Source organism: Trinickia sp. Y13 (assembly GCF_029522115.1).
GTDB lineage: Bacteria > Pseudomonadota > Gammaproteobacteria > Burkholderiales > Burkholderiaceae > Trinickia.
Map to the genome: position 1 here is coordinate 676,679 of NZ_JAKWFK010000001.1, position 19,176 is coordinate 695,854.

At 63.2% G+C, this 19,176-nt stretch carries 14 protein-coding genes; all 14 read left to right on the forward strand.

Annotated elements, in window-relative coordinates:
* Position 1 precedes the first annotated feature (1 nt).
* The 14 genes from MMB74_RS02960 to MMB74_RS03025 are packed head-to-tail and all read left to right on the forward strand — an operon-like array spanning position 2 to position 19,048.
* The gene (locus MMB74_RS02960; RefSeq protein WP_277427083.1) at positions 2-1,363 is read left to right on the forward strand and encodes a DotU family type VI secretion system protein; all 1,362 of its coding nucleotides are present in this window, start codon (positions 2-4) and stop codon (positions 1,361-1,363) included.
* Entirely contained in the window at positions 1,360-4,980 is a 3,621-nt protein-coding gene (tssM, locus tag MMB74_RS02965) for a type VI secretion system membrane subunit TssM (protein ID WP_277427084.1), read from the forward strand. The genes MMB74_RS02960 and tssM overlap by 4 nt, the downstream gene beginning before the upstream one ends.
* Positions 4,962-5,642: a type VI secretion system-associated protein TagF gene (gene tagF / locus MMB74_RS02970; RefSeq protein ID WP_277427085.1), complete on the forward strand. Its 681-nt coding sequence runs from the start codon at positions 4,962-4,964 to the stop codon at positions 5,640-5,642. The genes tssM and tagF overlap by 19 nt, the downstream gene beginning before the upstream one ends.
* A 45-nt stretch (positions 5,643-5,687) precedes the next feature.
* Entirely contained in the window at positions 5,688-7,610 is a 1,923-nt protein-coding gene (locus MMB74_RS02975) for a serine/threonine-protein kinase (RefSeq protein WP_277427086.1), read from the forward strand.
* Positions 7,611-7,617: 7 nt separating this feature from the next.
* Positions 7,618-8,631, forward strand: a complete 1,014-nt coding sequence (gene tssA, locus MMB74_RS02980) for a type VI secretion system protein TssA (protein WP_277427087.1) — start codon at positions 7,618-7,620, stop codon at positions 8,629-8,631.
* Between the two features lie 37 nt (positions 8,632-8,668).
* Entirely contained in the window at positions 8,669-9,229 is a 561-nt protein-coding gene (tssB, locus tag MMB74_RS02985; protein ID WP_277427088.1) for a type VI secretion system contractile sheath small subunit, read from the forward strand.
* Complete coding sequence (gene tssC / locus MMB74_RS02990; RefSeq protein ID WP_277427089.1) at positions 9,222-10,730, forward strand: type VI secretion system contractile sheath large subunit; 1,509 nt, start codon at positions 9,222-9,224, stop codon at positions 10,728-10,730. Before tssB ends, tssC begins: the two co-directional genes overlap by 8 nt.
* A 29-nt stretch (positions 10,731-10,759) precedes the next feature.
* Positions 10,760-11,251, forward strand: a complete 492-nt coding sequence (locus MMB74_RS02995) for a type VI secretion system tube protein Hcp (protein ID WP_277427090.1) — start codon at positions 10,760-10,762, stop codon at positions 11,249-11,251.
* A gap of 25 nt (positions 11,252-11,276) precedes the next feature.
* Positions 11,277-11,807 (forward strand): type VI secretion system baseplate subunit TssE, encoded by a 531-nt coding sequence (gene tssE, locus MMB74_RS03000; protein WP_277427091.1) that lies wholly within the window; start codon positions 11,277-11,279, stop codon positions 11,805-11,807.
* A 4-nt stretch (positions 11,808-11,811) separates the two neighbouring features.
* Positions 11,812-13,680: a type VI secretion system baseplate subunit TssF gene (gene tssF, locus MMB74_RS03005; RefSeq protein WP_277427092.1), complete on the forward strand. Its 1,869-nt coding sequence runs from the start codon at positions 11,812-11,814 to the stop codon at positions 13,678-13,680.
* Positions 13,677-14,789 (forward strand): type VI secretion system baseplate subunit TssG, encoded by a 1,113-nt coding sequence (tssG, locus tag MMB74_RS03010; RefSeq protein ID WP_277427093.1) that lies wholly within the window; start codon positions 13,677-13,679, stop codon positions 14,787-14,789. The genes tssF and tssG overlap by 4 nt, the downstream gene beginning before the upstream one ends.
* A gap of 9 nt (positions 14,790-14,798) precedes the next feature.
* Complete coding sequence (gene tssI / locus MMB74_RS03015) at positions 14,799-17,072, forward strand: type VI secretion system tip protein TssI/VgrG (RefSeq protein ID WP_346780663.1); 2,274 nt, start codon at positions 14,799-14,801, stop codon at positions 17,070-17,072.
* 58 nt (positions 17,073-17,130) lie between these two features.
* On the forward strand, positions 17,131-17,754 hold the full coding sequence (locus MMB74_RS03020) for a hypothetical protein (protein WP_277427094.1): 624 nt from the start codon (positions 17,131-17,133) through the stop codon (positions 17,752-17,754).
* Between the two features lie 16 nt (positions 17,755-17,770).
* Positions 17,771-19,048 (forward strand): hypothetical protein, encoded by a 1,278-nt coding sequence (locus tag MMB74_RS03025; protein ID WP_277427095.1) that lies wholly within the window; start codon positions 17,771-17,773, stop codon positions 19,046-19,048.
* Positions 19,049-19,176 lie beyond the last annotated feature (128 nt).

Below are 19,176 nucleotides of genomic sequence, written 5' to 3' on the forward strand. Positions count from 1 at the left end.
GATGAACGAATTGCACCCGTTGAACGATCCGTTTGCGGCCGGCTCCAAGGCCGGTGTTGTGCTGGCCGACGGCGGAGATGCGGGAGAGCGGGGCGACGCTGCGCCGCTCGGTGCCGGCGGGCACGAGGATGGGGTCTCGCCGGCGTCGGCGCTGCCCGGATTGGCCGATCCACGCAACCCGCTCGTCGGCGCCGCCGGGTCGCTGCTCAACCTAGTGCCGCAAATTCGCAGTACCGTGCATCATCCGAACCCGCGTTGGCTGCGCGAGCATCTCGCAGCGGAGATTCGTGCATTCGAAATTCGCGCGCAGCAGGCCGGTATATTGCCGGAAGAGATCGGCGCTGCTCGCTATTGTCTGTGCACGGCGCTCGATGAAGCCGCTGCATCGACCCCGTGGGGCAGTGCGGCCAATTGGTCGGCCGACAGCCTGCTCGTCGCGTTTCACAACGAAACCTGGGGCGGCGAGAAATTCTTTCAGGTGCTCGAACGCGTATCGAAGCAGCCGCGCGAGCATCTACTTCTGCTCGAGTTGCTCTTTTACTGTTTGGCGTTGGGTTTCGAAGGGCGTTACCGCGTACTCGAGAACGGCCACACCCAGCTCGACGCTTTGCGGCGCCAGCTCGCCTCGACCATCAGAAGCATACGGGGAGAGTTCGACCGGTCGCTCTCGCCGCATTGGCACGATGCGCTCGCGAGCGGCGATCCGCGGCGCACGATCATCCCGCTCTGGGCGTGCCTGGCCTTGGCCGTATTGCTTGGCTTCGGCGTGTTCGTCACGCTGTCGCTCACGTTGGCGGGCCGCTCCGACCGGGCGTTCTCGATGATTGCGCGGCTGCCGATCCCGAAGGTGCAAGCGCTCGCCGCGCAAGCGACTGCTGCGGCGCCGTCGACGGCGCCGCGTCTCGCAGGTTTTCTTGCGCCCGAAGTGCGCGCAGGCCTCGTCGAAGTTCGCGACGAGGCCGATCGCAGCGTCGTCGTCTTGCGCGGCGATGGGTTGTTCGATTCGGGCTCGGCAACGATCATCGATCGCTACCAATCCACGCTCGCGCGCATCGCCGATGCACTGGATCGAAGCCCGGGCGGCATCGTCGTCGCTGGATATAGCGACAACCAGCCCGTTCGCACGGCCCGATTCCCATCGAACTGGAACTTGTCGCTGGCGCGCGCCCAAGCCGTGGCCCGATTTCTCGCGGACCGCATGCACGAAACGGACCGCTTGCGGGCGGTAGGGCGAGCCGATGCCGATCCGATCGCATCGAACGACACGGCCAAGGGCCGAGCTCGTAACCGTCGTGTCGAGATCACATTGCTTGCCGCGCCGGTATCGCCCGAGCGTGCGGCGCCGGCGGGGGTGGTGCGATGAATTCGTTCAGGGCAGTGTTGCCGAGGATTGCTCGCGCATTCGCTAGCCGCCGTATTTGGGTGACGATGGGCCTCGTCGCCGTGGTCGTGGCTCTGTGGCTGGTTGGGCCGCTGATCGCGGTGGGTGACTATCGTCCGCTCGAGACCGTATCGGCTCGCATTTGGGCGACGGTATCGATCGTTGCGATATGGGGGGCTCGCCGTGCTTGGCTGCACTGGCGCGCGGCACACCTGAACGCCGAGTTGCTGACCCGGCTGCACGAGCAAGCGCCGGCCACTTCGCGAGGGGGCGAAGCCGAAGCCGCACACGTGCGCGAGTTGCGCAACCGCTTCGACGAGGCGGCCGCGTTGTTGAAGTCGGCACGCTTAGGCGATGTCGAGGCGCGCTCGAGCATGGCGCGCTGGTTCGATTCGATGACGCGTCGCTATCTGTATCAGCTTCCCTGGTATGTGTTCATCGGCGCGCCCGGATCGGGCAAGACCACTGCGCTCGTGAATTCGGGTTTGACGTTTCCTTTGGCGGAGCAGTTCGGCAGGGCGGCTATCCGCGGCGTAGGCGGGACGCGTCACTGCGATTGGTGGTTTACGAACGAAGCGGTCCTGATCGATACGGCGGGACGCTACACGACGCACGAAAGCAACCGCGCACTGGACGAAGCCGAATGGGCCGGATTCGTCGGCCTGCTGAAGAAGTATCGTGGGCGGCAACCGCTCAATGGCGCGTTGTTGACGATCAGCGTGTCGGATCTGCTCGATGCCTCGGAGATGCAACGCACGCAACATGCGATGGCGCTGCGCAAGCGCTTGCAAGAGCTGCGGGCACAGCTGGGCATTCAGTTCCCCGTGTACGTGCTCGTCACCAAGGCGGATTTACTCGCCGGCTTCTCCGAATACTTCTCGGCCTTTGGCCGCGCCGAGCGCACGCAAGTATGGGGATTCACGATCGCGCTCGATGAGTCGCCCAATGCACCCCTCGATGTGAGAGCCGTATTCGAACGCGAGTACGCGATTTTGCATCAGCGATTGAACGAAGCGTTGCCGGAGCTGCTGAGCGCCGAGGCCGATCCGTCTCGGCGCCACTTGATCTATTCGCTGCCTCAACAGTTTGCGGGACTCAAGGACGTCCTCGGCCAATTCGTCGCGCAGGTATTTTCCCATTCGAAGTTCGACTCGATGCCGCTATTGCGCGGCATCTATCTGACGAGCGGGACGCAGGAAGGAACCGTGTTCGATCGCGTGATGGGAGGGATAAAGCGGTTTCTGCGGATCGATCCGGCGCCGCCCGCTGCACAGGCCGTCGCATCGGGGCGCAGTTTTTTCCTGAAGATGCTGCTGCAGGATCTGATCTTCAAGGAAGCTTCGCTCGCGGGCACCGACTTACGTTGGCGCTTGCGAAGAAGATTGCTGACGCTCGCGGGCTATGCCGCGGTAGTGCTCCTATCGTGCGTGTTGCTCATTGCTTGGCTTGGCAGCTATTGGCGCAATCGTGCTTACGTCGACGAAGTGGCCGCCCGGGTGCCCATGATCGAGCGGCAACTGAGGGAGGCGCCGATATCCGATCCCAACGATACGCGGCACGTGCTTGCGGTTCTGAATATGTTGCGCAACCTCGCGTTGACCGATGAGGTCGATCCCGATCATCCGGCGGCGCGCTATCGATGGGGGCTCTTTCAAGGCCGCAAGCTCGAATCCGCAGCCGATGACGTCTATCACCGCGCACTCGACGAGCTTCTACTGCCGCTTGCCGTGCGCCGCATGCAAGCCGCGCTGCGCGATGCTCCCGCGAACGATCCGGCGTATGCCTATGCCGCGCTCAAGGCCTACTTGATGCTTTACGAGAGCGATCACTACGATCCCGTGTTCATGCAGGCGGTGCTGGAGCTCGAGGAAGCGTCCGCCGGCTCGGCGCCGATGACCCCGCGTGAGCGCGATGCGCTCCGCCGGCATCTGTCCGCGCTGTTCGACGGCCGCGTCGTGGTCTCGCCATTGCCGCGCGACGACGCCCTAGTCGCTCATGCGCGAGACGGTTTGCTGAGGATGACATTTGCGCAGCGCCTGTACGCGCAGCTTGCTCGGACGTTGCGTCCAGCCGCCACCGCCTACGATGTGGACGTGGCGCGCATGGCCGGGCCTTCGGCGGCGCTCGCGTTTAGGCGCCAAAGCGGCGCGCGTTTGAACGACAGCGTGCCTGGGCTGTACACGTATGGCGGCTATTGGAACGTGTTCGACAAACGCTTGACCGATGCCGTGGATCGATTCGGGCGCGAGGAGATCTGGGTGCTCGGACTGCCCTCGTCTGAAATCGCGACGCCTGGTGCGCGCGATACGCACGCGAGCGAAGTGCGATCGTTGTACTTCGACGATTTCATCAAGACGTGGGACGACTACCTCGGCGATTTGCGTCTGCAACCGAGCGACTCGGTCGCTCGAACCGCGCAAATGGCGCGGCTGCTGTCCGCGCCCGATTCGCCGCTCGTGCGTATGGCCAACGCCGTTGCCGCCGAGACCTCGCTGTCGCGCAGCGACAATCCGCAGGCAGGTCTTGCGGCTCGCGCAGAGGATAAGGTGGACGCGGCACGCCGATCGTTGTCGCAAATCTTTCAGCCGCAGCCAACGGCTGGCGATCAAGCGCGGGCGAATCGAGCCGAGCCCGAATCGGTCGTCGACGCGCATTTCACCGACATTCGCTCACTGCGGGGCGGCGCCGCCGGCGCAGCGCAAAGTGCCGCAATGAGCGATACGCTGAAATCGATCGACGCGCTTTACGTCTATCTCGTCGGCGCCGATTCGGCGTTGCGTAGCGGCAGCTCGCCGCCGCCTTCGGACGCCTCGGCGCAGCTCAAAGCGCAAGCGGGAAGAATGCCGGCGCCATTCAGGCAAATACTCACGGATCTGGGCGACTCGGCCGACGCCAATCTCGTCAAAGTTGTCGATGCCAACGTGGCGCGCAGCGCCGCATCGGATGTCGGCGATTTCTGCCGACAGGCCATTGCAGGACGATACCCGCTCGTGCGCTCGTCCTCGCGCGACGCGACGGCCGACGACTTCGCGCACCTATTTGCCGCCGGTGGTTTGATGGACGCGTTCTTCCAAAAGAATTTGCAGAGCCGGGTCGATACGAGTTCGCATCCGTGGCGCTTGAAGGGCGCTGCCACCGCGCCGTTCGTTGCTTCGTTCGAGAACGCCGCCGTCATCAGAGATGCGTTCTTCAGCGGCGGCGAGCGCGTGCCGACGATCAAGCTGAACATCATGCCGCTGGACTTGGATCCGTCGATCTCCGAGTGGTCGCTCGATGTCGATGGTCAAGTCGTGCGCTATGCACACGGCCCCCAAGCGCCGATGACCGTGCAATGGCCCGGTCCGAACGGCACCAACCAAGTGCGCTTGCAGATCGTCGATCAATCGGGGGCGAGCGATGGTTTTGCGGCCTCGGGCCCCTGGGCGCTATTGCGATTGTTCGATCACGCGTCGCTGATGCGCACGAGCACAGCCGAGACAACGCGAGCCCGGTTCAGCGTCGGCGGCAAATCGTTCGCTGTGGAAGTCACGGCCAGTTCCGTACACAACCCGCTCGATCTTCCCCAATTGGAGTCGTTCACGTGCCCGACGCAACGATGAGCGAGGCGTGCTCGAATGCACAGCGCGCGCTGCCCGGCTGGTACGGCAAGCTGCCCGGCGCCGGCGATTTCGCCGATCGCCGCATGCCGAGCACCCTCGCACAGTCTTGGGAGCGGTGGTTCGCGCGCGCGATGGCATCGATGCGGGAAAGCGCAGCACAGACGTTTTTGAACGGCTATGACCCCGGGCCGATGTGGCGCTTCGCGATTCCGGCGGGCGCCGGCGCCGGGTGGGTGCAGTTCGGTTGCATCGCGCCAAGTCGGGATCGCGTGGGCCGCCGTTATCCGCTGCTCGTCGCCCATATGCTCGACTTGGACGGGTTTTCTCGCGACATGGCGGCATGGGCGAGCGCGAGCCTTTCGGCCATCGGTGAGGTCCTCGCGGAAGCGATTCAGTGCGCCCGCGCGCCGGAGGAGTTCGATTGCGCGCTCGCGCAACGGATGGCCTCGGTGTCGGGAGATGGGCCGGGCCCTGTGTCGCGCGCGAGCGGCTGGCCGAATTTGCTCGAGTATTTCGACCCCGGCGGGATGACGAGTTTTTGGTGGACGGGCGCGGACGAGCGCGGATCGGCCAAGGTCGAAGCGCATACCGGGGTGCTCGATAGCGCGTTGTTTTGGAAGTTGTTCGGCGACGGCGAACGCGCGTTGCGCGCGAACGGTTGAAGCGTCTGGTTTGACGGCCGGACAAGGACGTTGAAGGGGAGGTTTATGACGGAATCTCGATTCGCTGAAGCCGAGGTGAGTGCCGATCGCGCCGCCAGCGCCAGGGTGAAGCCGCTGCCGAGCGGCCACCGGCTTGGCGAGTTCGAGCTCGATTCGGTACTCGGCGTCGGCGGCTTCGGCATCGTCTATCGCGCATTCGACCGAACCTTGCAACGAACCGTGGCGGTCAAGGAGTACATGCCGGCGATGCTGGCGCTGCGAGCGGGGGACTACACGGTAGGCGTGCGCGCATCGCGCTACGCGCACGCGTTCGAAGCAGGGCGCACGGCTTTTCTCAACGAGGCGCGGCTGCTGGCTCAATTCGATCATCCTGGGCTGCTCAAGGTGCTCCACTTCTGGGAGAGCCACGGCACCGCGTACATGGTGATGCCGTTCTACGAAGGGCAGACACTTGCGCAGCGAAAGCGCCGAGTAGAGCGCATGAGCGAGCCGGAACTGCTCGGTCTTTTTGGGCCTTTGCTCGGGGCGCTTCATACGCTCCACCGCGCGCAGTGCTTTCATCGCGATATTTCGCTCGACAACATCCTGGTGCAGCCGGGAGGGCAGCCGGTTCTGCTCGACTTCGGGGCGGCGCGCAAGCTGATCGGCGACCTCGTCGACGAAACGGCGATGATTCTGAAGCCCGGATATGCACCCATCGAGCAATACACGGATGATCCGGCGTTCAAACAGGGCGCGTGGACCGACATCTATGCACTGGGCGCCGTCGCGTACGCGTTGATCACGGGCGACTTGCCGCCGGCTGCCGTCGTGCGCAGCATCCAGGACCAATATCGCCCGCTCGCCGGCCGGCAGTGGCCCAATGATGGCACTCACTACAGCGAGCGACTATTGGCGGCGATCGACGCGGCGCTTGCTTTGCGGATCGAGGATCGGCCCGGATCGGTGCCTGCGTTTGCGCAACGGTTGGGCTTGCGCGAGACGATGCCGGGCGTCTTCGTGACGCCCGATCGCGCGGCTTCGGCGCCTTTTCCCATCGAGGTGGAGCCGGTTTGGGCCCACTCCGACGAGAGTGCCGCCGTCGAATCGGCTCCGGTCCCGGCGGCACCGGAGCCGGTCCTGAGCGAGGTGAGGGCCGCGTCTCCAAGCATATCGACAGCCGATCTTCATGCCGAGGACACGACGGAGCCGACGGAGCCGTCGGCGATCGATGTGACCTCAGTCACGGATCGCGATGATCGGCCCAATACTTCGCGTTGGAGTGCACTAGGCATACGGCGGCATGCGGTGCGGGCACTTGCACTCCTCGTGATTGCGGCGGCCGGCGTGACCCTGCTGCAAGTGGCCATGAGGCCGTCGGGGCAGACCTCACCGGTACCTGCCGCACCATCGATGGCGCAGCTAGCCGCGCCGCAAGCGCTTCCAGCGCTACCCCGCAGCAGCGCGCCGCTGGCGGCTGCGCAAACGCCGGCGACCGTGCCTGACGCGCAGCAGAGTCTCTCCGGACCGGCATCGGCCGTGACGCAAACGGCGTCGTCCCCGGCAACCGTTGCCCGCGCGTCGGGCGCAAGCCCGGCCGCGTCGGCTGGCGGAGCAGACCTCACGGCTTCGGCCGCATTGGCAAGCGGAGCATCGAACCGCGCATCCGTCGCGATGCGCTCGCCCGCCTCTCGCGACGAAGCACCACCCGCGGCCAATGAGCCGGATGCGTCGCAAGCATCGGGCCCGGCGGCGGTGGCGAGAAGCAAAGCGCTTCGGCCGGTTCTCGTGCGGCTGTTTGTCTTTCCGTGGGGGGAGGTGTACGTGAACGGCGTGAGGCGAGGCATCAGTCCGCCGTTTCGGGCGATGAGTCTCACGCCCGGCACTTACCGCATCGAAGTGCGCAACGGCAACTTGCCGCCGCTGGTGCGCACGATCACGCTCGACGTCGGCGAATCGCCCGTCGAGATTCGCTACTCGTTCGAGTGAGGCGCCGATGAATGACACTTTGCTCGCGCCGATCGATGCGGACACGCCGTGCGGCCCAAACCTCGAATACGACGCCGATTTTCTATTACTGCAAGAGTATGCGAGCGGCAAGTCCGAGCAGCAATACGGCGATACGTTGATCGCCGCGCAGCCGCCCGATTGGTCTCGCATCGAGCAACTTGCTGTGTCGCTGCTTGCCCGCACCAAGGATCTGCGCGTGCTTGTGCAATTGACGCGCGCCTGGATGCAGGCCGACGGCCTCTCGGGGTTGGCGCGAGGGCTGCACATGGCGTGTGCGCTGCTCGACAGGTATTGGGATGCCGTGCATCCCGCACTGACGGTCGACGGTCAGTACGATCCCCTGCCGCGCGTCAATGTCCTGCGCGAAATGGCCGGTTCAGGCGGCTGCCTGCACGTCATGCGTGAATGGCCGCTGTTCGGGGCCACGAGTGTCCGATCCATCGCAAGCGCGCTTGCGCGCCACGGTATCGGCGCCCGCGAAGGTCTCGGCGGCTGCGAGCGGATCGCGGACGATCTACGCGCCGCGCATGGAAGGGGCGACCCAACGCTTGCCACCGCGCTCGACGCCCTCGATGCCTTGTGCGCTTTGCGCGCGACGCTGCACACCCGGCTGGGCCAAGAATGGGCGCTCGATGAAAGTGCGCTAGAACGCGATCTGTCGGTCATCGCGCAATGCTTGCACGCGGCAAAAGACCATGCACTCGCGCCGGTGTCCGGCTCGGGGCAAACATCACGCGAACCCGAATCGCGACCGTCGCCCGCCATGACGATCGATACGCGCGCCGACGCCAATTTATGTTTGGACGCGCTGTGTAGCTATTTCGAACGACACGAGCCGAGTCATCCGGCTCCGTTGCTGCTACGTCGAGTCCAGCGCCTGCTCACCCTCAACTTCTACGAAATCATGCGGGACATTGCGCCCGAGGGGTTGGGCAAGCTCGATGCGCTGAGCGGGCGCGGCGCCGATAACCGCGCGGACGGCGACGGCGCAAGAACATAACCGCAATCGCACTGAACTTCCGAGGAGAGACACCGCCATGCCATCTTTCAAGTCGTCGACGAGCGGACAGAAATTCATTGCTCGCAATCGTGCGCCGCGCGTGCATATCGAATACGACGTCGAGCTATACGGCGCCGAGCGCAAGGTCGAACTGCCGTTCGTGATGGGCGTGCTTGCCGACCTGGCCGGCGCGCGCGCAAACGAGCTGCCGGATCTGAACGAACGCAATTTCGTCGACATCGATATCGACTCCTTCGACGAACGCATGAAGGCGGTCGGACCGGCGTTATCGCTCGATGTCGCGAACACGTTGACTGGCGAGGGAAAGCTTCACGTCGAAATGGCGCTGCAAAGTCTGGATGATTTCTCGCCGGGCGCTATCGCGCAAAACGTCGAACCCTTGAGGCGCCTTCTTCAAGCGCGTACGCAGCTGTCGAATCTGCTTTCGTACATCGATGGCAAACGCGGCGCGGAAATGCTGGTTGCGCATGCGTTGGCCGATCCCAAGCTGCTGGCTGAGTTGTCCGCGCCGACCCTACAAGAACCGTCGCACCGCGATGGCCCCGACGACACCGCCCAGGGAGCCGATCATGCCTAGACTCGAAACACAAGCTCAGCAGGAGCAACGCCCGCCGCTGGCCGTCATCGAAAGAAGCCAATTCACCGCACTGCTCGATAAAGAAATCAATCCGAAAACGGAGCAAGCTCGCATCGCCGTGCAAAACGCGATGCGCACGCTCGCTCATCAAGCGCTCGAGCATTCGCTGACCGTCTCGGACGACGCCTACGAGACAATCCGGCAACTGATCGCGCAAATCGATGCCAAGCTGACGGGGCAAATCAACGAGATCTTGCACCACCCCGATTTTCAAGGGCTCGAATCGGCGTGGCGAGGCTTGCACTATCTCGTCAGCAATACCGAAAGCGACGAATTGCTCAAGATCCGAGTGCTGCCCGCAACGAAAAGCGAGCTTGCCCGCATGCTCAAACGCCACAAGGGCGTCGGCTGGGATCAAAGCCCGCTGTTCAAGAAAGTGTACGAACAGGAGTATGGGCAGTTGGGGGGCGAGCCGTTCGGCTGTCTCGTCGCCGACTATTACTTCGACCATAGCCCGCCCGACGTGGAAATGTTGCGTGAGATCTCGAGAATCTCGGCAGCCGCGCATGCGCCGTTCATTGCCGGCGTGTCTTCATCCTTGATGCAGATGGACTCTTGGCAAGAGCTCTCGAATCCTCGTGATCTGACGAAGATCTTTCAGAACACCGAGTACGCCGCATGGCGAAGCCTGCGGCAATCGGAAGACTCGCGTTATATCGGGCTCGCCATGCCGCGCTTTCTCGGCCGAGTGCCCTATGGCGCGCGCACGAACCCGGTCGAAGCGTTCGACTTCGAAGAGGACATCGATTCGGCGCGGCACGATCGCTACACATGGGTGAATGCGGCGTTCGCCATGGCGGCGAACATCAACCGCTCCTTCAAGCTATACGGCTGGTGCTCCGCCATTCGCGGCGTCGAATCGGGCGGCGCGGTGGAGAACTTGCCGTGCCACGCGTTTCCGACCGACGACGGCGGCGTCGATTTGAAATGCCCGACGGAAATCGCGATTAGCGATCGTCGCGAAGCCGAGCTCGCCAAAAATGGTTTGATTCCGCTCGTGCATCGCAAGAATTCGGACGTGGCCGCTTTCATCGGCGCTCAATCGCTCTATCAGAGCGGGGAATACCACGACGCGGATGCAACGGCCAATGCAAGGCTATCGGGCCGGTTGCCTTACTTGTTCGCATGCAGCCGCTTTGCGCACTACTTGAAATGCATTGTCCGCGACAAGATCGGCTCGTTTCGCGAACGCAGCGACATGCAGCGCTGGCTCAACGATTGGATCATGAACTACGTCGACGGAGATCCGGCCAATTCGTCGCAAGAGACGAAGGCGCGCAAGCCGCTTGCGGCCGCCGAGGTCGTCGTCGAGGAGGTTGAAGACAATCCCGGCTACTACGCGGCCAAATTCTTTCTGCGGCCGCACTACCAGTTGGAGGGCCTCACGGTTTCGCTGCGACTGGTCACGAAGCTGCCGTCGATCCGCGCATCGAACGAGTAGTCCGATTGTGAATTCAGAGGGAGAACGCGATGGGAATGGCGATGTTCATGAGAGTCGAAGGGGCGACCGGAGAATCGGCGGACGGTCAACACAAAGGGTGGACCGACATTCAAATGTTTTCTTGGGCGGCGGCTCAGCCGGCGGCCATGGCTAGCGGCGGCGGGGGCAACGCGGGCAAAGCGAACTTCAGCGATCTCGTCGTGACCGCGTTCATGGATAAGGCTACGCCAGCCATCTTGAAGTACTGCGCGAGCGGCAAGCATGTGCCCAAGGTCGAGATTTCCTCGTGCAAAACGGGCGGGGACCAGATCGAGTTCTCGCGCCTGACGCTCGAGGAGGTGGTCGTCACGCTGGCTCAGATCGCGGGACCCGACGTGGAGGACGAGCCGAACCGGCTCATGATGCGCTACGGCTTCCAGGCGGCGCGCGTGAAGACGCAATATTGGGAGCAGACGCCCGACGGAGGCAAGGGCGCGGAAGTCACGATGGGTTGGGACATCAAAAAGAACCAGGAAATGTGAGGGGGCGGGAATGAATGGAACGCCCGTGCATTCACGGTCAGCCTTGGGGCGCGGCGACTGCCCGCAGCCCACGTTGTTCGATCGGCTCGTCGACGCCGCGCCCGGCGATTTCATTGGGCCGGGGACGCATCACGATCGCAAGCACGACAGCGGCGATTCGGCGTTGCGCGCGTGCGTGCTGCGCGATATGGCGCGCTTGCTCAACGCAACGCGCCTGCTCGACGCCGACGGGGCGGCAGCTTATCCGCAGGTAGCCAGCTCCGTGGTGAACTATGGCGTGCCGCCGCTGGCCGGTGCAATGATCTCCGAAATCGACGTGGGACAGGTGGAGGCGGAGATTCGTCAGTCGTTGATGCACTACGAGCCACGGCTACTGCCCGAATCGATCGAAGTTCGGTATATGGGCGGCGATGCGCGAGCGGAGCATCCCAACGTGCTGCGGTTCGAGATTGCCGCGAAACTTTGGCACGTGCCTCAGCCCGTTCCGATGCTCGTCTACACCGATCTCGATCTCGAGTCGGGTGCTGCATCGGTACGGGCGCTCGCCGAGCGGTGACGCGATGGACGCACGCTTTCTCGAGTACTACAACCGCGAGCTCACGTATCTGCGCGAACTCGGCGCAGAATTCGCGCGGTCCAATCCCAAGGCTGCATCGCGCCTGGGCATGCACGGCATGGAGGTGGCCGATCCATACGTCGAGCGCTTGCTCGAAGGGTTCTGCTTTCTGACTGCGCGCGTGCAGTTGAAGATGGACGCCGAGTTTCCGCGCTTCTCCGAGCGCTTGCTCGATGTCGTCTTCCCGAACCATCTCGCGCCGATTCCGTCGATGGCGATTGCCAAATTGCATGTCGACCCGCGCGAGAGCAGGTTGATGCAAGGTTACGTCGTGCCAGCCGGTGCAAGTCTGTACCGCCGTTTGGGAGACGCAGGCGCAACCTGCGAGTTTCGAACGGCCCACGCCCTGACGTTATGGCCGATCTCGCTCGACGAAGTTCGGACGACGGGCGTCCCCCCCGATTTACCGGCCATGGGGCAGGGCGTTCGCGCAAGTGCGCGCGGCGCGGTGCGCATCGTCATCGGATCGCAAACGCACGTGCCGCTCCATCAGCTTCCGCTCGATCGACTCGATCTTTACCTTTGCGGCCCGGATGCTCAGGCTGTGCGCCTGCTGGAGCTGTTGGCCATGCATGCATTGGCCGTTGCCTGCCGCGACCCCGATTCGGGCGAATGCGTCGATTGGCTGGAACCGCAAGCGATCGCGCATGAGGGCTTTGCCGCGGCACAGGCGATGCTGCCGACCGATGCAAGGAGCTTCGAGGGGCATCGCCTTCTGCACGAGTACTTCGCGTTTCCCGCCCGGTTTCACTTCATTTCGATTGGCGGCTTGCGGAAAGCATTGTCGCGCACGCGCAGCCATCGCCTAGAGTTGATCGTGCTCCTCGATCAAGCCGATGGCGCGCTCGAACGAACGATCGATGCGAGTCACCTTGCGCTGCACTGCACACCGGTCGTCAATCTGTTCCCGAGAGTCACCGATCGGATTCCAGTCACGTCGCATAGCGCGGAGTACCGGCTCGTCGCGGATCGCACGCGGCCGCTCGACTATGAGATCCATTCGGTTCGGCGCGTGAACGGGCATCGGCTCGGCGACGAGGCGAGCGCGAGCACCGTGTTTCTGCCATTCTTCGCATCGAATGGCGCGGACCATGACGGTGAAGCGTATTTCTCGCTGAGGCGCGAGCCGAGACTGGTCGGTGCGCATTCGATGCGGCACGGTGCTCGCACGGGCTACACGGGCACCGACACCTACGTCGCGCTCGTCGACCGACGGCATGCACCGTTCGATGAACGTATCGAATTGCTCTCGGCGGAGGGATTGTGCACGAATTGCGATCTGCCGCTGCTGGTTTCCTCTGGCACGCGCTCCGATCTCATCGCGAAACTCTCGCTGCCGATCGACGGCATCGAAATAGTTAGGGGTCCTACGCGACCGAGACCTCCGCTTGCCCGAGACCAAGCGATCTGGCGCGCGATCGATCAACTCGGCATCGGTTATCAGCCAACAGCCGGAGTGGACGATGAGACCGGCGCGCGCGATTTGCGCGAATGGCTGAGTCTTTATGCAGATCCCGTGGATTCGTCGATGATAAGGCAGGTGGCGGGGATCCGGCGTCTTGCGTGTTCACCGATCGTCGAACGCTTGCCCGAAGCGGGGCCGATCGCGTTCGGACGTGGTGTGCTGGTCGATATGACGGTCGACGAGCAAGCTTTTTCCGGCGAAAGCCCTTATCTTCTGGGCGCGGTGCTCGAACAGTTTTTTGCGCGCTATGCCTCGATCAACTCGTTCACGCGGCTCGCGCTCCACTCGCTACAGCGCGGTGCGCTCGCAACGTGGCGCGGGCGCATTGGCCGCCGACCGACGTTATGAATCCCCACGACCCGACACCCGATTATGGCGAGCGATACGCGGCGTATTGGAGGCGGTTGCTGGCGACGCCAGCCGCGTACGATCTGTTCGGGACGCTGCGCTCGCTCGACGCGATCTGCGCACGGCATGCGCGGATCGGACGTGCTGCGCATCCGCGCGACGAGCCGTTGCGACTCGGGCAGATGCCTTCGCTGTCGTTCGCGCCGGCGATGGTGGCGCACGCCGTCGCCGGTGCGGCAGGAGGCGTTGCGCCACGATTGCTCATTTATGGTTTTGGTTTGTTCGGACCCAACGGCCCGATGCCGCTGCATGTGACGGAACGCGCGCGAGAGACCGTGCACGACGCCAACGGCAATGCGTTGAGTGCGTTCGCGGATCTCTTTCATCACAGAGCGATCGCGTTGTTCTATCGCGCGTGGGCCGATGCTCAGCCCGTCGTCGGACATGACCGTCCCGGAGCGGGGCCGTTCGATCGATACGTCGCAAGCCTCATCGGCCGCGCGCAGCGCGTCGAGAACGGGCATGGCGCGATACTGCCAGTGAGCGAGATGTGCTTCCACGCTGGGCATTGGGTCCGCCATACACGCAACCCGGAGGGGCTCGTTCGAATACTTTCGCACGACTTCGGCGTGGACGTGCGCTTGGTGGAACACGTCGTGCGGTGGCTGCCGATCGACGAGGCGCAGCGCACGACGCTTCGCGCCAAACAGCCTGAGCAACGCCTTGGCAGCGGCGCCGTGCTCGGTCGTGCGGTGCGCGACGGCCAGTCATGCTTTCGGCTTGTGTTGGGGCCGATGTCGCTCGAGCGCTATCGAACGTTCTTGCCAGACGGGCGCAACGCGAGGCGGCTTGCGCAGTGGGTACGCGAGTACCTTGGCGCCGAGTTCGATTGGTCAATGCAACTCGTGCTTGCCGCCGATCAGGTGCCACGTCATACGCTCGGCTCCAGAGAGGGGTTGGGCCATTCAATCTGGCTTGGCCGCATCGGCGAGGCGGCCGCAAGCGAGCTGACGATCGATTGGGCGGCGCGATCGGGGCCTGCTCGCCTTGCAAAGCGTAAGGGTGTGCAAGCCGTGGCGCCCGCCCGTGAAGCCCACGCGGACCGATGAGGAGTGAGCTTGTCACGCATATTTACATTGAACACGGCCCTGGGCGAGGAACTCAAGTTCTATCGTTTGGACGGGGAAGAGGCGCTTGGCCGATTGTTCGAATTCCGAATCGAAGCGCTCGCCGACGGCTACGGATTGTCGTTGCGCGAACTGCTCGGAAAGTGTGTGTGCGTGCGCGTTCAGGCGCGCGAAGGCACACAGCGTTACTTGCACGGGCTCGTCGCGCGTGTGTCGCTGATCGGGCGCCAAGCGCAGCGGCACTATGCATACGAGCTCGTCTTGCGTCCGTGGCTATGGTTGGCCACGCGACGCTCCGATTGCAGAATCTTCCAGAGCAAGAGTGTGCCCGAGATCGTCGACGAGGTACTCGCGCCCTATGGCTTCCCGATGGAGAAGCGGCTCGCCGAGCACTATGCGCCACGCGAGTACTGCGTTCAGTACAACGAAACCGATGCCGCTTTCGTGTCGCGGTTGATGGAAAGCGAGGGCATTTACTATTGCTTCAAACACACCGAGCAAGCGCATACGCTCGTGCTATGCGATGCACAGTCCTCGCATGTAGCCTTGCCCGGCTACGACACGATCCCGTACATCGGCGCCGACCGCACGGCAATCGGCGACGAAGAGCACATCGATAGTTGGCGGCCCGCGCAGGAGGTCAGCATCGGCGGCTATGAGGCCAGCGATTACGACTATACGAGGCCACGCGCCGATCTCTCGGTCAAGCATACGGACCCGCGCGGGCATGAGCACGATCGGTATGCGATGTTCGAATGGCCTGGCGGCTACGATGACGACCTGTTGGGCACGCGCTATGGACGAGTGCGCCTCGAAGCGCTGCAGTCGGAGCACGAGCGCGTCGACGCGCATACCGACGTTCGCGCGATGGCGCCCGGGTATTTGTTTAAGCTCGAACGCTGTCCCCGTTCGGAGCAAAACCGGGCATATCTGGTCGTGCGCTGCCGCTATCGGTTTCAAGAGAACCCCTACGCGACCGATCGCTCCGACGAGCACGTGACACATGAAACGACGTTCGTGGCACAGCCGACGCAGTTGCCTTACCGTCCGCCGCGCGAGACGAGCGCGCCGCGCACTAACGGCCCGCAAACGGCTGTCGTGGTGGGGGCGCCCGGCGAGGAAATTTGGACCGACGAATACGGGCGCGTCAAGTTGCAGTTTCAATGGGATCGTTACGGCCAGCGCGACCAGAACGCCTCGTGTTGGGTTCGCGTGTCGAGCCCCTGGGCGGGCGGCGGGTTTGGCGGTGTGCAGATTCCACGTGTGGGCGATGAAGTCATCGTCGATTTTCTCAATGGCGATCCGGACCGGCCGATCGTCACGGGCCGCGTCTACAACGGCGAGCGCATGCCGCCGTGGGATCTGCCGATGAGCGCCACGCAAAGCGGATTGCTGTCGCGTTCGACGCCAGGTGGCGGGGCATCGCACGCGAACGCGTTGCGCTTCGAGGATCGCAAAGGCGCTGAGCAGCTATGGCTGCATGCGGAGCGCAATTTCGATGCAGAGACGGAATTGGATCACTCGCTGTCCGTGGGAAACAACCACACGCATACGGTCGGCAACGACGAGACGATGCAGGTGAAGAGCAACCGGCAACGCAGCGTGGGTCAGGACGAGACGGTGAGTATCGGGCGGCATCGGGTGGGGCAGATCGGCGGGAATGAGACGCACGCAGTGACGGGCGATCGCAGCGTGTCCGTCGACGGTGACAGCGCGCACACCGTTGCAAAAGGCAATCACAGCTTGGCGGTGGTGAACGGCAAGCACGATGTGTTCGTCAAGGGAGACAGCACGCACGTGGTCGAGGCAGGATCGTATGCGGCGCAAGTGATGGCGGGAAACTATGCGGTCGAGGTTGCGAAGGTCGCGTCGATGGTGGCTAAGAATCACATAGAGATGGGCTCGGGGCAGAGCGGGATGGCGATCAATAAGGAAGACGTTGGGGTGTCTATTGGCGGGGTGGGCGGCGAACTTGGCGTCGGAGTCGCGGGCTATGGCGGCGGGGTGAGTATCGTCGGATACGATCAAGGCGTGGGAATTGCCGGCTATGCAGAGGGCGTCACGATCTATGGCGAAGACGATCTCAATCTTGCAGGCAAGGCGACAGCGAATCTTCAGGCCCCGACAGTGAACATCGACAATGGTAAGGGCATCTGCAACGTCAACGTCAATGCGACGAAGATCGTTCTATCGACCGGTGGCGGCACGATCACGCTCGATAGCTCGGGAGTGACGATTCAAGGGACGATTGCTTACATCAATTGATGCGGATGGCGGCGCGATGGTATTGCTCGCGTTCGTCGAAAACATTGGGAGACATTCGATGGAGAACGAATTGGATCGGATGACAGTCGATGACTTGCTAGAAGAGGATACGTTGGCGGCTTTGCGCAGGCTTTTTGCAAGCGACTCGCCGCCGCATCCTTGCCCGGCGGACGAACGGGTGGACCCAACGACGCTGATCGGCGAGGTAACGGATACGCACCATCCCGATGCAATGGGGCGGGTTCGCGTGAAATGGCCGATGCGGGATGCGAACTCGTGCGAGCGTTGGCTCGAATGCGTGGAGGGCGTGAAGCCGCATGTCGGCGACTGTGTGCTGCTGCAGTCGCCGTCGAACTGGCCCGAGTATGTGATCTCGGGCCTGCTGCGGCGGGCGGAATGCAGCGAACCGGTAGAGCCCGTCGCCGAGGCCGCCTTCGAGCTTACGCTCGAAGCGGACAGGTGCATACAACTGTCGGATGCATCGGGTCGCCCGCTGTTGCAGGTGCGTTCGTCGCCGGACGGCCCGGTCGTCACGTTACTGAATCGGAACGTAAACATCGAAGTCGCAGGCAAACTGCGGCTCAGCGCACAGGCCATCGAACTCGAAGGCGGCCATGGTGGAGTGGACATTCGAACGGAAGCGGATACCGTGGTGCGAAGCCGATACGTCCGGTTGAACTGATCTGGAATTCAGCCCCATGCATCGCGAATTCGAAGCCGTCCAATCGTCGTTCGAGACTTTCGTCGAGCAGCCCGACGATTCGACGCTGCTGATCGAAATGAGCGACAACGATGCCGTGCCCGTGCTCAAGATGCTGCAATTGCTCGATCAACAGCAAGGCGATGCGATATTCTTGATCTTTCCGTTTGCATGCAGCGCAATCGACACGTATGTGCAAACGTGCATGGACGCGCTTGGACGTCAACTCGAAGAGGTGAATCGGGCGCGCGCCGAACACGGGGAAGCGCTCTGGCCGTTGTTGCCGCTGGCATGCTGTGATCCAAGACGTGCGCCGCAGGACCGGTTGCGCGATGCCGTCGTGCATATCCGCGCACTCGTGTCGAAGCACGCGAAAGTCGTTTGGGCATGGTTGCCGTCGCCGCTCGGCGATGCCGCCGGCTTCGCACACGTGATGATGCAATGGCTGGCGCTGAGCGGTTTCGAAGACTGGATGGAGGGGCATCGCTTCTGCATCCGCGACGATCGATATCATCCATGCCTGATTCCGCTCGCGCGGGAAAGAAAGGCGGAGCACGTATCGATCCTTTCGGTCGACTTTTCGTCCGAGAATGCGACGCGCAATCTGGTGGAGGTCGCAAACGATGAGGCGCAGCCGATTGCACAACGCATGCAGGCGCTGATGCAGATCGCCGCGATCGATCTTGCGCACGGTAGGCTACCTGATGCACAGCGCAAGTATCGTGCGCTCTATGCGTTTCATGCAGAGGGACAGGATGCGACGGGCTGCGCGATGGCGTTGCAGGGGTTGGGCGACACAGCATTGCGACATGGATCGCAACGAGAGGCGAAGCAGTGGTATTTGCGGGCGCTGCAGGCGGGACTAAAGGGCCGCAATCTGCTCGGCGTTATCAATTCGCTGATGGCGGCCGGCCACTGCTGCAGCGCGCTCGGCGAACATGCGAGGTCGGCCGTTTATTTCGATCTGGCGAGCTGCGCTGCCGGTAGGTTGATGCTCGTGCATACGAAGGTGGAGGCGATGGAGAAGGCGGGCGCGGCACTGCTCGCGTGCGGCAACGGAGCGCAAGCTGCTAAGCGTTGGATCGACGCGAAGGGATTGTGTCAGCAGTTTGGCTGCGCACGGCAGCACGATCGCATCGTCGATCGCATCGTGTCGCTCTATGCTAAGGCCGGCCTAAAAGACGAGGCCAGAGCCTATGAGCTGGAAAAGAAGCGTTTCGGGACGCCGCGCGAGCGGGATGCGCAGAACGCCGCTCGATACGAGAGCGGGTCATAAAGGGGCACCGCAATGAGCGATTCTGCAACCCGGTTGACGCACGCATCCGATTCGCCGCCGCATGAGGGTAAGCAATCGGACACGAAGGTGAATACGGCCTGCAATTCGCTCCTCGAAACAGCCAAGTC